Below are 15758 nucleotides of genomic sequence, written 5' to 3'. Positions count from 1 at the left end.
GGTACCACTCTGACTCCATCTCGAACTCAGTTGTGAAACATTGATGCGGCGACGATAGTTGGCGGGTAGCCGCCCGCGAAAATAGCTCGGTGCCAGGTTCTATACATCGCAAAGCCCTCTCCTTTAGCTACAACTAGGAGAGGGTTTTGTTTTAAGTATTTATTCTCTTCCCGCCAGAAGATTACCTAAACACCTAGGTGGGGCTATGCCCTACAAAGCGCTTTGTAGGGCATAGCCCCACCTACAAAGATCGGTAATTTTAAAGCTGAAAGGTATGCTATTACTCCCTTTTGGCTCTAAAATTACCGATTCTTGTAGGCATTTTTAATCTCATAGATCTGAAAGATCTGAAAGAAAAGTTTCTTAACGTAAGTTCGACGGTACTTAAAAGCAATAGGATAGGGCAAACGCATCTTAATTTTAGAGTGAAAATCACTCCTGGTGCGGTTATAGCTTCGCCTAGACCTATTGACAGCGACCAATCTCTCAGTTCTGCAGCAACATTGTTACATATTTTTTGATGTCCCCAATGTGGTGCTCTCGTCGCAAACAACTCTTCATCAAAATTTTTGTAACGATTACCGTTATGAAGCAATAGCTCTTAATCTGTCGTCGTCCATCGCACTGGTTCATCAGTACTTTAGCTCATAAAGTCTTCCTTATATGAAGGAATACTGTTATTGTAATCATCTATGTATCTGCCAAATATTCATTTCTGAGAAAATCCTCATCCCTAACCCCTACTCCCTAAATTTTGACAACACTGTTTTACGCAAAAATGCTTCCTGAGAAACAGTATCTTGTTCTCTGAATTGCTAGAATTAACAACCGTTACATTCTTATAAGGAGGCAAAACCCATTACTACACTACATAACAGTCGGTTTCCAATAACAAAACATTTGGTATCTACACATACAAATGATTGTGTTAAATTAACTACTGGAATTACTGGATTTTTGACGAACCACAGTTGATAAATTAACTTAGCAATTGCCCTGGCATAACATAACGTAGGTATGCAACACTGCCCCCCAGCGATTCAAATGGATTGGATTAGCTTGCTCAAGTCCCAACAAGCTGATTTCCTTCAAAGAGTAAAAAAACCTAAAACTTACGACCTATCTTTGCTAGAAAGTCAAGTCAAAGGATGCCACAGCGAAATTATGGCCTTTTGGGGCGAATCCTTGGCAAAACTGCTGGAAATTGCTCGCCAACAAGCAGAAATTGTTGCCAAAAATCCTCCCGATATACCGCCTGATTATCCCGAACCTCCAGATTGGGCAATACCTTTTCCAGAATACTTTCAACAACAAGCAGAGGATTACCTTCTTCGAGAGCAAATTGTAGACCGTGTAATTAGCGATCGCTTGGGGAAACAAATCAAAAAAGTGCCTCAAGATGTTGTCAAAAACATGGTTTTGGACGATGAAGGCAATTTGCGCGGAGAAAGTAAATTTCATTACGTGCTTGCCAACAACTCCAAACTCAGTATTCAAGTTCACGTTGCTGATGGAGAAAGCTTCAATGGTATTAAGAAAGACAAAATAAGATGGACGATCGCTCAAGAGGACTTAAAAAATCACAGAGTCTTGGTTTTTCTATGTTTATTTTATCCATTTACAGGTAAACGTGGCTACGAAAAACAAGCAGTCATTGCGGGCTTTCTACCTACAGATCGCATTGAATTGAGCGAGCCAAAGCTTCAGATCGCTCCAAGTCATTTACTATACGCTGGGGGCTTGGGTTGGTATTTAGAATCTTTAGCTACTAAAAAAGACACTAGACAAATATTAGACGACTTTACCATAGCGGAAACCACTCAAACACTCGCGCCCGAACACGAGCTTAAAAGTATAATAGGAGACTGGGAGTGTTGGCAGACCCTGAAGGGGCATACACGGGGAATTAATTGTCTTGCTTTTAGTTACAGGGGTCATAACGGCAATGCTTTACCTATAGTAGCCAGTGGTAGTCGTGGAGAAACTAAACTGTGGGATTTAACTAGAGGTGAATTAGTAGGAACTTTATCAGAATATCCTTGGACTGTTTCCGGTCTAGTAGATGAAGTGAATGCTCTCGCTTTTAGTCCAGATGGGCAAACTTTGGCTAGTGGAGGGGCAGACTCGACGATCAAAATTTGGCACGTAGGCGCACAAGACTTAATAGATATTATGCACAAGCATAATGGAATGGTACGCTGCGTTGCCTTTACTCCTGATGGGCAGACACTGGCAACTGGGGGAGACGATCGCAAAATCATGTTTTGGGACTTAACAGAACGTCAGGTGACAACTGCCCTATCTTTGGATGATACTGCAGCCCATTCCCTAGTTCTCAGTTCTGATGGCAAAACACTCATCACAGGTAGCTACCGCAAAATTAAAGTATGGTGCATCTCTCGTCAAAGGGGAGTCTCAACTTTTGACTCAGAGTTAGTCCACTCCCTGACAGGTCACGCTCACATTGTTCGTGCCTTGGCAATAACTGCAGATGGCAAAATTTTGATCAGTGGCAGTCGCGATAAAACAATCAAAATTTGGCATTTAGAAACAGGTGAATTACTGCGTACCCTCAAAGGACATAGAGATGGAGTGTATGCGATCGCGCTCAGCCCCGACGGAGAAATTATCGCTAGTGGCAGTGCCGATAAAACCATCAAGTTGTGGCATCTAGAAACGGGTGAACTACTAGGTACTTTTGCAGGTCATACACACACCGTGACAGCAGTTGCATTCACAACCTCTGGAGAACTGTTAGTCAGCGGGAGTTTAGATAAAACCATTAAAATTTGGCAGAGGAGCTAATAGACAGTGACCAGTGACCAGTAAAGACAGAAAAATGCGGATGAAACAGAATATAATCTGCGTCCATCCGCGTTCATCTGCGGTTAAAATATTAAACCAACAGAGTTTGCATCAAAGGCTTATCCTCAGATATCTTCCCACTCCGCAACCATTCATCCAACTCAGCAGGTACTTTTGCCAGAGCAAGACGTTCCCGCAAAGCATTCCCTTCAAGAATTTCTTTTTGCAACAATTCTTGTGCGGTTTCCTCTAACAGATCCCGGTTTTCATGCAGAATACTCAAAGCAATGTGGTGGGCATTATCCACAATTTGCTTCACCTCACGGTCAATTTCTTCCGCTACTTTTGGACTAATAGCACGACGCGGGTTACCGTAACCTTCCAGGAACTGTTGTTGAATCTTCTCAAACGCTACAGGACCCAAGCGCTCGCTCATACCATACAAAGTCACATAACGTTCTGCCAAATCGGTCGCCTTTTGAATGTCATCGCTCGCACCAGTTGACACCTTACCAAAAACAGTTTCTTCAGCAGAACGTCCACCCAACAGAATTGCAATGCGACCTCGAATTTCATCTTCTATCATCAAGAAGCGATCTTCCTCCGGCATCTGAATCGTATAACCCAACGCTCCCACACCGCGAGGCACAACAGATATTTTCTCAACCTTACCAGAACCGGGCATCAAAGCACCGATAATGGCGTGACCCACTTCATGATATGCAACAGTCTTCTTCTCAGTTTCATTCAACACGCGAGAACGTTTTTCCAAACCAGCCACAACACGCTCAATAGCTTCGTTGAAATCAGCCATTATGACCGCTTGTCTATTTTGCCGCGCCGCAAGGAGTGCAGCTTCATTGACAAGATTGGCTAAATCTGCTCCAGCAAATCCAGGTGTTTTCATAGCGATGTTACCCAAATCCACGTCTTCAGCCAACTTGACATTTCTAGCGTGAACTTTGAGAATCGCTTCTCGACCACCTTTATCAGGGCGATCGACAACAACTTGACGATCGAAACGACCGGGGCGACGCAATGCTATATCAAGAACTTCCGGACGGTTAGTAGCAGCGATAATGATAACACCAGTATTGGCATCAAAACCATCCATTTCAGTGAGTAACTGGTTGAGGGTTTGTTCTCGCTCATCATTACCACCACTAAAAGGACTAGCACCACCGCGAGATTTACCTAGTGCATCTAATTCATCAATAAAGACAATGCACGGAGCTTGTTGCTTGGCTTGCTCAAATAGATCGCGTACTCGTGCAGCACCCACACCAACAAAAAGTTCGATAAACTCAGAACCAGAAATGCTAAAGAAAGGCACAGCTGCTTCACCAGCAATAGCTTTTGCTAAGAGTGTTTTACCCGTTCCAGGCGGTCCAACAAGCAGAACACCTTTAGGAATTTTAGCTCCCAAACGAGTATATTTGTCAGCATTTTTGAGAAAATCAACAATTTCTTCTAATTCAGCTTTGGCTTCATCAACACCAGCAACATCAAGAAATTTTACACCAGTGCTACCTTCTGAATAAATGCGAGCTTTGCTCTTACCCACTGTTAACGCAGCAGGACCACCTCCCTGACGATTGAGTAGAAAGCCCCAAATTCCAAAGAAAATTAACGGCGGTGCAACCCAACTGAGGAGAGTTCCAATCCAACCATTTTGGTTAGGTGGCGGTGCAGCAAACTCTACATGATTATCGCGAAGAATTTTTGGTAAGTCCAAGTCAATGGCAATTGGTGTAGTACCAAGTACCTGTTGAACTGGTTTACCATCCGAGTCTTGAGTTTTAAGAACATATTCAATCCTCTCATTACCCACAATCGCGCGCTCGACCTTACCTGCTTGTACTTGAGCGATAAAGTCACTGTAGGGAACCTGTGGTAACCTAGGACCGAAAAAGTTGGGAACAATAAAGTTAAGTAATAAAAGAAGAGTCAAAAGAATCAACAAGCTACCACCAAACTGACGGATCTTTGGTGGTTTGATTTGACGTTTTTTATTAGTTTCTACCGGCATTTTTATTTTTTGATAATGGTTAGTGGTATACATTCACTATCCATTAACTATTATTATGGTAAACTCTTGTTTCGTAACTTTACGACAAAATCAATGCAAATTACCGTACTTGTGCCACAATTATGCAAAATCAGCTTGGATTTGTGTTAAAAGTATTTTTACTCTCTGCCGCACTCTCTGTTTTAATTAAATACGCTTCTCCAAGTCCGCTAATTCCTGCGACAGCGACCAATGCTTTGATTATCGTTTTATTTCCATCCCTCGCTATGGCAGGTCTTCTACTATGGAGGCAAAAACAAGATTAGTTTGTCAACCCCGAGCCAAAGAACTTGCTAAAATTATCTAGCTTGGTTTGCAAGTAGTCAGTAAAAAAGCTGATAATAATTGAAAACAAAACTAACTGCTTTAAGATACCGCAGCTCGTGAGGAGCCAGGAGTCAGGAGTGAACTTAGGTCAGTGGATTGGCTTAATTGCCATCGTTCTTGCATTGTATATTTTGTGGCAAATTAGGGAAGTACTATTACTGATATTTGCTGCAGTTGTATTGGCAACTACCTTGAATCGTTTGGCTCGACGGTTCCAACACTCAGGAGTTAAACGCGGAATCGCTATACTGCTTTCCGTTGGTATCTTTATTGCTCTGATTGTCGGCTTTTTCTGGTTAATTGTGCCACCATTTGCAGATCAATTCCAAGAACTAACCAGACAAGTTCCTAGGGGTTTGGAGCTTTTTAACACTTGGTTAGATCAAGCCAGAGGTCGTCTTCCACAACAGCTAACTCAGTATATCCCCGATATAAGTACTTTAACTAAAGAAGCACAGCCCATTATTAATCGAGCTGTAGGCAGTTCCTTCGCTTTTGTCTCTAGTTCTTTAGAAGTTGTACTGAAGATTTTGCTGGTGTTAGTTCTAACAGGAATGTTTTTGTCCGATCCTTTGGCTTACCGCAAAGTTTTTGTAAGATTGTTTCCTTCCTTTTACCGACGGCGAGTTGACGGAATTTTAGATCGATGTGAAGTATCTTTGGAGGGCTGGGTTACAGGTGCTTTCATTGCTATGAGTGTAGTAGGGCTGATGAGTGCCATTGGCTTATCTATACTGCGGGTGCGATCGGCTCTTGCTTTAAGTGTTTTAGCAGGATTTTTGAATTTAATTCCCAACCTTGGCCCTACCATGAGCGTTATACCCGCTATGGCGATCGCTCTACTAGATGCGCCGTGGAAAGTACTTGCTGTCTTCATTCTCTATTTTGTCATTCAGCAAGTAGAAAGTAACTTTATCACGCCAGTTGTCATGGCGCATCAAGTGTCGCTGCTACCAGCAATCACTTTAATTTCCCAGTTATTTTTTGTCACATTTTTTGGTTTCCTAGGGTTGTTTTTAGCGTTACCCTTGACCGTTGTTGCTAAGATCTGGGTACAGGAAGTCCTGATTAAGGATGTTTTAGATAGATGGGGCAAAGATTCTAGTAGAGAAACTGAGTTTGTGATAGTTTCTGATAAGCCCGAAGACAAAGAACCAGAAGAAAATCCAGTAGATGGTGAAGATCGAACAATCAACTAATAATTTGTCAAGAAATTCTAAAAAAGTATTTATAAAAGTTTCATAAATTTTCTTTCATAAAACTTTCACTATAAATTCACACAGCTTAATTATACTTAAGCGATCGTAATCTACTCCTATATATCTTACAACAGGGAATGAAAAGAATTCTTTTCCGATGTCCTATGCCAATTGCCCATGGCACCATTTTCTATACAGATTGCAAATGAGTCCCGTAGCAACCTAAGCTTTAAAGATGTTTTTTCCTAGTTTATGACCGGAAACACTCAGGTTATGGATTTATGGTAACAAAAGTATCAGCACCAAAACCTACACTGTCAACCATTGATGCGATCGCCTTGATTGTAGGTATGGTAGTAGGTGCAGGCGTCTTTCAAACACCAGCCTTAGTAGCAGCGAATACGGAGAGTTCGGGAATAGCACTATTAGCATGGTTACTTGGTGGAATCATGTCTTTCATAGGTGCTCTTTGCTACGCCGAATTAACAACAGCCTATCCCCATACAGGTGGAACATATCATTACCTGCTACGTGCTTTTGGTAAAATTCCCGCGTTTCTCTTTGCTTGGGCAAGAATGACTGTTATCCAAACAGGTTCTATTGTTCTCATGGCTTTTGTATTTGGAGATTATGCTTCCCAACTACTGCGTTTAGGAGAATACTCTTCAGCTATTTATGCCGTAGGAGTAGTCCTTTGTCTCACAGGTTTAAACATTCTCGGCGTTCAGCAAGGCAAGCAGACACAAAACTGGCTAACAATTGCAAAAGTTTTAGGATTGCTACTCGTTGTCATTGTTGGTATCGCTTTCGCTAAGCCTGAAGTTGTGAGCAATCCAACAGCGTCACCTCCCCAAACTGAATTAGGGTTAGCAATGGTCTTTGTACTCCTGACTTATGGAGGGTGGAATGAAGCTGCTTATATCTCAGCTGAAGTACGCCACGGCAAACGAAACATGGTACGAGTGCTGCTCGGAAGTATTGCTCTGATCACAATTATATACTTGTCGATCAACGTTGCGTACCTACAAGGCTTAGGACTAGCAGGCTTGGCGGGGTCAGAAGCACCTGCAGCCGATCTAATGCGCCGCGCTGTGGGAGAAAATGGTGCAAAGTTTGTAAGTATTCTTGTTGCCGTTTCAGCTTTAGGTGCTGCTAATGCAACTATTTTTACTGGAGCGCGGACAAACTATGCCTTGGGACAGGACTTTTCCATATTTGGCTTTATGGGACGTTGGCAAGAGCGCGGAAGTACCCCAATTAATGCTTTATTAGTTCAAGGGGCAATTTCTCTGGGGTTGGTCATACTTGGTGCTGCCACGCGCAAAGGGTTTGCAACAATGGTAGACTATACAGCTCCTGTATTCTGGTTCTTCTTTCTACTGTCTGGAGTTGCGCTGCTTGTCCTGCGTTCTAAAGAACCAGATGTGCTTCGTCCTTTTCGTGTACCTGCTTATCCCTTAATACCATTGCTATTTTGCGCCATTTGTGGTTACCTACTTTACTCAAGCGTAACTTACGCGGGTATTGGAGGCATCATTGGTGTCGTAGTTTTATTAACGGGCATTCCCTTGCTATTTTTTAACCGCAAACGATCTACTTCTACAAACTTGTAAGCAAATGGAGAAAGAGATTATGCAATCGCGATCGCTCTTCAAAGTATTCTTAACAGTTGTTAGTGTTAGCAGTCTAGTGCTAGCTAGTTGTAGCCCACAAGAAGTAAGTTCTCAAGAAAAAAGCGAGACATCTTCTTCTGCAGTTGAAGTTCAGCAATCCTCTTCCACAACTGAAACAGCACAAAAGCAACCAGATGTGGTCTATGTACCAACACCACAAGAAGTAGTAGATAAAATGCTGGAAGTTGCTAAGGTAACAAAAAATGACGTTCTGTACGACCTTGGTAGTGGGGATGGACGCATTCCCATAACAGCCGCCAAAAAATTTGGAACTAGAGGCGTTGGTATAGATATTGACCCAAAACGGGTCGAAGAGGCTAACGAAAATGCGAAAAAGGCAGGAGTCACTGACAAGGTGACCTTCCGCCAACAAGACCTTTTTACCTCTGACTTTAGCGAAGCAACAGTGGTAACTCTCTACTTGCTACCGGAACTCAATCTCAAGTTAAGGGATCAGTTATTTAGGCAACTTAAACCTGGTACGCGCATCGTATCTCATGCCTTCGATATGGGTGATTGGAAACCAGAGAAAACATTGCAAGTAGGTGGTAGACAAGTTTACTACTGGACGATTCCAGCCAAAAAACCAACTAATCTTCAGTGAGCAGTGACCAGTGACCAGTGACCAGTGACCAGTGACCAGTGACCAAGTAGGGTGGGCATTACCCACCAATCAACACTATGTGGAGGGCAATGCTCACCCATAGCGGTCGTACTAGTAACAATGGCAAGGTTGGCGTTTAGTTGCAACTTTACAAGTGAATTAGATTATTTTCTTGTGGTGTGGGCGTCCTCGCTCGCCTTCTCATCTATGTACGGGCGGGGACGCCCGTACCACACCATCATTTATTCTCTAAGTACCACACCATTTTTCATCCTCCAACATGAATGGCAGGACGTCTTTCTCTGTTCTTCTCAGCTTTGCGAAGCACTTCACGAGTGACAACAGGAATATCGCCCTCACCAAACAGGATAAAACGTAGCAAATACTTGATTGGGTTACCCTCTGCCCAACCAAAGTAGGCATGAGGTATCTTACCCGTGCGATCGCGAAGATAAATAAGTATAGCAGCAATAGCGTTAGGTACAGCAGCACTCTCAGCACGTAAAATCCGGTAACTGCCAACTTCTACGCCTTTCACTCTAATTATGTTGGCAAATTCCGAAGCATCGGATACTGAAACTTCTAGAAAGAGAATTGGATCGGTAGGTGGAATATGGTTGTCTTCGCGCACCTCTTTCTCTTTTAAAAAATATTCTTGCACATCGCCTTCATTCAATCGATTTGCAATGAGTTTTATTGTACCTTGGCTCTGTTCTGCGATAAAGCGATCGGCAATTTCGTCTATTTCAACGCGCTCTACACGTAACTCAGTTGAACGCCAAACACGCGAGATCAAAGAGGTGAAGATAATAGTCATAATAAAGAACGTCGCTATTCTAATCCCTTCAGGTCTTTCAATAGTATTTACAATAGTTGTGTATATAAACACCAATGTAATAATTGCAAAAGTAAAGACTTTCCCCTTTGCTCTCCGGTGGTAGGCTGATAAAGTGACTGCAAATGCCGCCGTACTTATCAAAACAAGTACGCCTGTAGCATAGGCTCCGCTTTGAGCTTCGACATTCGCTTTAAAGATAATAGTGACAACAAAGGCAATAACTGTATAGACTAATACTAAAGGTCGCGATGCTAATGCCCAACTTGGTGCCATACCATATCTTGGTAGGTAGCGGGGTACGATATTGAGAAGACCCGCCATTGCAGATGCGCCTGCAAACCATAGAATTGCGATCGTACTGAGATCGTAAATTGTGCCAAAGCCGTTGCCAAGATAAGTATGTGCTAGGTAAGCAAGAGCACGCCCGCTTGCTTTGCCCCCTGCTTTAAATTCTTCTGGTTGAATCAGTAGAGTGGTTATCGAGCTGCTTGCAAGTAAAAAGAAGCTCATGATTAATGCAGCAGCTGTAAGTAACTTATATGTATTGCGAATGCGACCTTTGACTTGTTGTGGGGCATCGTTGCTACTGCCTCGCACTAGAGGCATAACGGCAACGCCTGTCTCAAAACCGGATAATCCCAACGCTAACTCTGGAAATAGCAGAATGGCTACCCCAAGCATGAGTAGGGGATTTTGATGTGTGGCAAAAAGTGTAGTTTGCCAATCAGTAATAACCGATGGACGATTGATAATTTGATACAAACCAACAAGAATGACAATGAAGTTTAATAATAGGTAAACTACAACCAGAAAGACTGCAATGCCGATCGCTTCTCGGAACCCTCTAAGAAACACTGCACCAAGCATTGCTACAAGTATTAGAGTAATAGCGATCGTCTGGTTATGAAACCAAGCTGGTACGAGGGGATTTTCGATGATGTGAGCTGTAGCATCAGCTGCTGAGAGAGTAATGGTAATAATGAAGTCCGTTGCCACAAAGCCAAGCAGACAAAGCACGAGGAATTTCCCTTGCCACCAGGGAAGCAAATTTGCAAGCATTGCGATCGACCCTTCACCATTAGGACTTTGAGCTGCAACGCGACGGTAGATCGGTAACGCTCCAAATAGTGTCAATAACACTAAAATGAGGGTAGCAAGGGGAGAAAGAGCACCCGCCGCCAATGCTGCAATACCCGGTTGGTAACCAAGTGTCGAGAAATAATCTACCCCTGTCAGACACATCACTTGCCACCAAGGATGGTTGCGATGAGCTTCTTCCTTACGGTAAGGTCCGCCTTTTTCTTTTCGGTCTTCTTGGAGCAGCCAGTGAACGATCTGTCTGCCGAGCCGTTTTGTGAGAACGATTGGTTTCGCCATCAAACACTTGCTGCTTCTATATAATAGTTGGAGATGTAATACACCTTCGAGTTTATTTTACTATAAGAATCTTCTGAATTACTCCGAATTGGTATAAAGCCCTACAGGAAGCATCCCGTTTTGGCAGAATGCCTCAGAATAGAATTCTGGAGCTACGCAAACAAAGCTTGCCGACCCAGGCTCCACTAAGTTCGCGTCGGCGGTGAGTCCAGCGCTGCAGGCGGTGAGACCAGTGCGCCTATGAGGGTTTCCCTCCATAGGCAACTGGCGAACCCGGAGGGGTTTCCCGCGACCACCGGAACTGGCGTATAGCTCTTACGGGCATAGTTTTCAGCCGAAGCGGAGCGTGGGCTTTGTGCTTAGCGTCTCCGGCTCTGAGATACCCGGAGGGACTTGATTTGTATAGCTGTGATTTCAATCGCTTGATGTTTTTTCCAAATTGGGATGCTCCCGCCCTACAAAGCTTTTTGTGAAATTCTATCTTGTAACTATCTTTACAGAGAATTGTAATCTTCATTAATTCTCAAGAAAGATGCTTTAGAGAAATGAAGGTGTTTAGCTTGTTATGAAACATCAAATCTACAAACAGTTATGTTTCGAATTCCTCAAGACAATCTGTCTGTTTCTCCTGAGTATAACGAATTTATTCAAGAGTACTATACATTCCTAAAGTACTCTATGGAAGTCTCAAAACTTCTTGTATTAATTACAACTTTAAAGGGGGGGGGAAACACTCAACTTTTTTTTTCTCGTGCAGGCGTCACAAGCCCATTTAGCTGCTACGAGTGCGTATATACGCCTTGTGGAAATATATGAGCAGATGATTCAAAAATACTGGAATAATAGCCACTGTTAATTGCCATGATGTATACAAGATTACTTATTCCTAGTTATATCTTCTGTGCGAGGTGCAATAGTTTGCTCGCTAACAGAATAGATAAGAGGAGCAAATCTTAGTTTGTATTCGCCCCTGAAACCAATCGGGGGTTTTCTATATTGCAAGTACAAAAAAAGCCTCTTAAGATATTTCAGAAGCTTTGAGAAAAATATATAGCAGTCCTAAATCATATATAAGAAAATTAGATCCCCGACTTATTAAAGGATGCTGTTCGCTCTTGATGGATCTGTCCCCGACCTCGTTCCCAGACTCAGCCTGGGAATGTCTTAGGGGAGGCGGAGCCTCCGGTGTTAATTTGTTACACGAGGCGGAGCCTCGCTGTCTGCATTCCCAGGCTCAGCCTGGGAACGAGGAGTATTGATATAGTAACTACCAAAATAAACTAGGTATCAAAAACTAAGCATTGACAACTTCGCCTCCATTGGGATGCAGAATTTGACCTGACATATATGAAGAGTCTTGAGAAGCCAGGAACACATAACAAGGAGCGACTTCTTCTGGTTGTCCGGCTCGTTGCATAGGAACTTGAGTGCCAAAACTCTTTACCTTTTCTTCAGGAAAGGTTGAGGGAATCAAGGGAGTCCAGATGGGACCGGGAGCAACGCCATTGACACGGATACCCTTCTCAAGCAGAGATTGCGACAGAGAACGAGTAAAAGCAACGATCGCGCCCTTAGTTGCTGAGTAATCTAGCAGTTGAGGACTGCCTTTATAGGCGGTGACTGAAGTGGTATTGATAATAGCACTCCCTTCTTTAAGATGTGGCAGAGCTGCTTTAGTCATAAAGAACATACCAAAGATATTGGTGCGAAAAGTACGCTCCAATTGCTCGGCTGAGATGTCTTCAATGCTCTTTTGTGGATGCTGTTCGGCAGCGTTATTAATCAGAATATCTAGATGTCCAAACTGATTAACTGTTTGCTGTATCGCTTCTTGGCAAAACGGTTCGCTTCCGACATCTCCTTTAATCAACAGACAATGCTTACCTTCAGCTTCCACAAGTCTCTTTGTTTCTTCTGCATCCTGCTGTTCGCTGAGATAAACAATAGCTACATCTGCCCCCTCTCTAGCAAAGAGGATGGCTGTTGCGCGACCAATACCGCTATCACCACCTGTAATTAACGCTACTTTACTTTCTAACTTGCTACTGCCTTTGTATTGAACGCTTTGAGATTGGGGCTTTGGCGTCATTTCGCCTTCTCTTCCAGGAGGAGTCTGTTGTTGTGGTGGTTGTAATTCTTGTGTTTGAGTCATAATGTTTTCACCGTTTTGTGTTTGCTAATTCCCAAAAACTTTGCGCGAGCGTGTATTATACACGTTCTTGTAACAACGCTTTTATTGACTTCTCACAAGCAAGCAATGGCAGAGATTCCCCCTTCAGATGGGAGAGCTTCTCGCTTCTGTTGGGAGTCGTCTTGTTGGAGATTGGATAGTGTAACGTTATCCCTCTCTTGCTTTAAAAGCTTGTATTCACTTTTTCAAGTTTCTTTTATAGGATAGATTCTCTAATCAGCAATTTATTCTGCCATTAGAAATAAGGCTATATTAATTTAATCGAGCGATCTGGGGTTCTTTATCTCTCTTTTGATGAGGATGAGTATCCGTTTTAGGCGGGCATCATACCTGTTTACAAATCAAATAGGGTTGCTATAGCAATCTTTTGTGCTTTAGCAAGACAAGGTATCATTTCAATGCTTAATTGTCAATAAATATAAATTAAGTATAAATACTCATTGCCAAATTATCTGTTGGCTTAATAAATTGTTAGTATACAGCTTGTACATTTCGTTCGATTGTAGAGTTTACCCGTTAGCATTTTTTTTGCAGGGTGAAATTAGTTGCCAAAAAAATTTTTTTCGTAGTAAAATTATTTCCATTGTAAAATCTCATCGATAGATAATCAAAGTCAAATAGCCCTCTGTTTGGCTGAGACTATCTAGAGACTGACCTCTGAGGTTATTATTAGCAGGGAGCGCAAAGGTCTTTTGAGATAGGGTTTCCTACCGTTATCCATAGCTAACAATAGTTTGTAGCTGTTTTCATTTAAATGAAGTAAGCCTAAGCGTCAGGAATGTATAGCCTGTACGACATACCCGATTGAGTTGAAACCCTTACATTTGGTTTCGGAACGTCATTTTTGAGCTTTTTGTAAGGCTATTGGATTAGCCTTTAGAGTCTAGTGGCTGCTGTACAGCTTTTCAACAGTCACATATCTGTAGTTATTTAGGATGCATCTCCAGAGTTTCTCAAAGCCCTTAATGTGAAATCTGGAGAATCTTGTGAAGAAACGTAAAGTTGGTACTCTTTCTCTCACTGCCTTATTTTCCATAGGATCGGGAATAGGAGATTTGTTAACAAATCCTGCACATGCCCAAACAAGTAACAATAACGTAAACTACAAAACTTCTTGGATTGGCAATACCCTCAGTGGTGCTGAACGGTTAGACCCAAATAAAGACTACCCTTACAAACACGTACAAAACTTTGTCTCTGCATGTGAGGTTGACAGAGACGGTAAAGTTTTCACTGAAAGTGATTGGGATGAAGACGATCTGACGCATGGCGTGTATTACAAGGGCGATGTGATTGCTAATGAAAAATCCCGAGATATAAACGTTGATAGCGTTACCGATCGTGAAGGGAACAAATGGAGTATTCAAAATAACACTGTCATCAAGGAGGGAACAGGGGTTAAGATTACTAGTTTAGTCAAACCCACAGCCCTTGCTATTGATAACAAAGACGGTCTCCTCATGGTAGCGGATGACGGCAATGACAAACACGTCATTGAATTCTATAACACTGATGGCAAGCTTGTCCGTACAGTTGGTGTCCCAGGTGGCGTGAAAGCTACAAAGGGAGCAGTCGCACCCAACGTATTTTGGGGGATTACTGGTACTGGAACCGATGAACAAGGTAACATTTATGTGTGCATGAGTCGCTCGGGAACTCGCATTGTCAGCCTTGCTTCTGATGGAGAGACATTGAATTGGGAAATGCTTGGGTTGCATTTCATAGATATGCCTTGGTTCGATCCAGAGAGTAAGGGCAAGTATATCTATGGAAAACAAGAGATATACGAAATGGATTACAGCAAGCCCGCAGGTCAGCAATGGAAATTAATTGCATACACTCTTGACGAAGATACCTATCCAGACGATGTTCGTCGGCCCGATCCTAATAATAATGCAGGTGCTGGCTCGGTGGTCTTCGTTGGCAAAGTTAAAAATCAGAGGTTAATGTATACCGTTGATGGTTTAAATGGCGGAGATATTCACGTTTTCAAGTTCAATAACAATGGTTATATTGCTTCTCCTGCAGGGAAGCTACCACGAACAAACCGTAGCCCTGCATTTAGCATCGACCAAGACGGCACTTTTTGGGAACTTGATGGCAAGAGGATTCTCAAAACAGAAGTTCAAGGACTCGATGGAGATGGAAACCCAATCTTTGGTGAAACTCAAGAAGTTGCAACCTTAAACGATTGGGTAAATCCTCAACGAATTTATCACGATGCAAAGACGGATTCTCTGTATGTGACTGGTGGTAAGAACGAATACGTTCAGGAGTTTGGAGGAGACTTAGCACGATACGATAAAATTTCTTCAGGTTCTCCAACTCAAAACTGGCAGACCAAAATACCATATAACTGGTACAATGATAGCGTTCCCATTCAAGATCGCATTTTAGGCATAGGCTTTTTGGTAGCAGAGGATAGAGTCTTTATTGGTTACTTAAACAAAGAAAATGAAGGAGATGAATCAAATACAGGAGCAGTGCGAATGTTAGATACAAAAGATGGGAAATATATCACAACATTACGTACAAAAAGAAGTGGCTGGATTGATTTGTGGCAACCTCTCTCTGCTACTAGGTTAGAGTCTGGTGAGCTGGCAGTGTTAGTGGAAGAAGACTTACAAGCTAAGACAATGCTGTATGTCGTGGAAGATTAGTCGATCGCAGTTCTCA

The 15758-nt window shown here is 42.6% G+C and carries 9 protein-coding genes and 1 rRNA gene; 7 read left to right on the top strand and 3 right to left on the bottom strand.

Annotated elements, in window-relative coordinates; all coding sequences use genetic code 11:
- A 5S ribosomal RNA gene (gene rrf / locus ACKTT2_RS52335) occupies positions 1-98 on the top strand; the annotation flags it as partial.
- A gap of 946 nt (positions 99-1044) precedes the next feature.
- Entirely contained in the window at positions 1045-2805 is a 1761-nt protein-coding gene (locus ACKTT2_RS17350; RefSeq protein ID WP_407889089.1) for a WD40 repeat domain-containing protein, read from the top strand.
- A 91-nt stretch (positions 2806-2896) separates the two neighbouring features.
- On the opposite strand, the gene ftsH is transcribed toward ACKTT2_RS17350, so the two are convergent.
- Positions 2897-4834, bottom strand: coding sequence for an ATP-dependent zinc metalloprotease FtsH (gene ftsH / locus ACKTT2_RS17345; RefSeq protein ID WP_407889077.1), 1938 nt, complete (start codon positions 4832-4834; stop codon positions 2897-2899).
- Between the two features lie 122 nt (positions 4835-4956).
- Between ftsH and ACKTT2_RS17340 the strand changes: the two genes are divergently transcribed.
- The 4 genes from ACKTT2_RS17340 to ACKTT2_RS17325 all read left to right on the top strand — a co-directional run bounded on the left by ACKTT2_RS17340 (position 4957) and on the right by ACKTT2_RS17325 (position 8676).
- On the top strand, positions 4957-5139 hold the full coding sequence (locus ACKTT2_RS17340; protein WP_407889075.1) for a hypothetical protein: 183 nt from the start codon (positions 4957-4959) through the stop codon (positions 5137-5139).
- A 138-nt stretch (positions 5140-5277) separates the two neighbouring features.
- Entirely contained in the window at positions 5278-6399 is a 1122-nt protein-coding gene (locus ACKTT2_RS17335) for an AI-2E family transporter (RefSeq protein ID WP_407889073.1), read from the top strand.
- Positions 6400-6680: 281 nt separating this feature from the next.
- Complete coding sequence (locus tag ACKTT2_RS17330; protein WP_407889071.1) at positions 6681-8012, top strand: APC family permease; 1332 nt, start codon at positions 6681-6683, stop codon at positions 8010-8012.
- Between the two features lie 19 nt (positions 8013-8031).
- Positions 8032-8676, top strand: a complete 645-nt coding sequence (locus ACKTT2_RS17325) for an SAM-dependent methyltransferase (protein ID WP_407889087.1) — start codon at positions 8032-8034, stop codon at positions 8674-8676.
- Positions 8677-8944: 268 nt separating this feature from the next.
- Here the strand turns inward: ACKTT2_RS17325 and ACKTT2_RS17320 are convergent, their stop codons facing one another.
- Together ACKTT2_RS17320 and ACKTT2_RS17315 are read right to left on the bottom strand one after the other, a co-directional pair.
- Positions 8945-10891 (bottom strand): APC family permease, encoded by a 1947-nt coding sequence (locus ACKTT2_RS17320; RefSeq protein WP_407889068.1) that lies wholly within the window; start codon positions 10889-10891, stop codon positions 8945-8947.
- A gap of 1294 nt (positions 10892-12185) precedes the next feature.
- Complete coding sequence (locus ACKTT2_RS17315) at positions 12186-13043, bottom strand: SDR family oxidoreductase (protein WP_407889066.1); 858 nt, start codon at positions 13041-13043, stop codon at positions 12186-12188.
- A gap of 1025 nt (positions 13044-14068) precedes the next feature.
- Here ACKTT2_RS17315 and ACKTT2_RS17310 point away from each other — a divergent pair.
- A complete protein-coding gene (locus ACKTT2_RS17310) occupies positions 14069-15742 on the top strand; it encodes an NHL repeat-containing protein (protein WP_407889064.1) in 1674 nt (557 codons plus the stop codon).
- Positions 15743-15758: the final 16 nt, after the last annotated feature.

Origin of the sequence: Scytonema hankhaensis NUACC26 (genome assembly GCF_045865695.1) — a bacterium.
In the GTDB taxonomy this organism is placed as follows: domain Bacteria; phylum Cyanobacteriota; class Cyanobacteriia; order Cyanobacteriales; family Nostocaceae; genus Scytonema.
The sequence above is the reverse complement of the archived record's forward strand: the minus strand, read 5'-3'. Positions and strand labels throughout refer to the sequence as shown.

Bases quoted from the DNA above. Each gene is read 5' to 3' on its own strand.
- ACKTT2_RS17350 (WP_407889089.1), top strand. From the start codon at position 1,045: ATGGATTGGATTAGCTTGCTCAAGTCCCAACAAGCTGATTTCCTTCAA.
- ACKTT2_RS17340 (WP_407889075.1), top strand. From the start codon at position 4,957: ATGCAAAATCAGCTTGGATTTGTGTTAAAAGTATTTTTACTCTCTGCC.
- ACKTT2_RS17325 (WP_407889087.1), top strand. From the start codon at position 8,032: ATGCAATCGCGATCGCTCTTCAAAGTATTCTTAACAGTTGTTAGTGTT.
- ftsH (WP_407889077.1), bottom strand. From the start codon at position 4,834: ATGCCGGTAGAAACTAATAAAAAACGTCAAATCAAACCACCAAAGATC.
- ACKTT2_RS17315 (WP_407889066.1), bottom strand. From the start codon at position 13,043: ATGACTCAAACACAAGAATTACAACCACCACAACAACAGACTCCTCCT.
- ACKTT2_RS17330 (WP_407889071.1), top strand. From the start codon at position 6,681: ATGGTAACAAAAGTATCAGCACCAAAACCTACACTGTCAACCATTGAT.
- ACKTT2_RS17320 (WP_407889068.1), bottom strand. From the start codon at position 10,891: ATGGCGAAACCAATCGTTCTCACAAAACGGCTCGGCAGACAGATCGTT.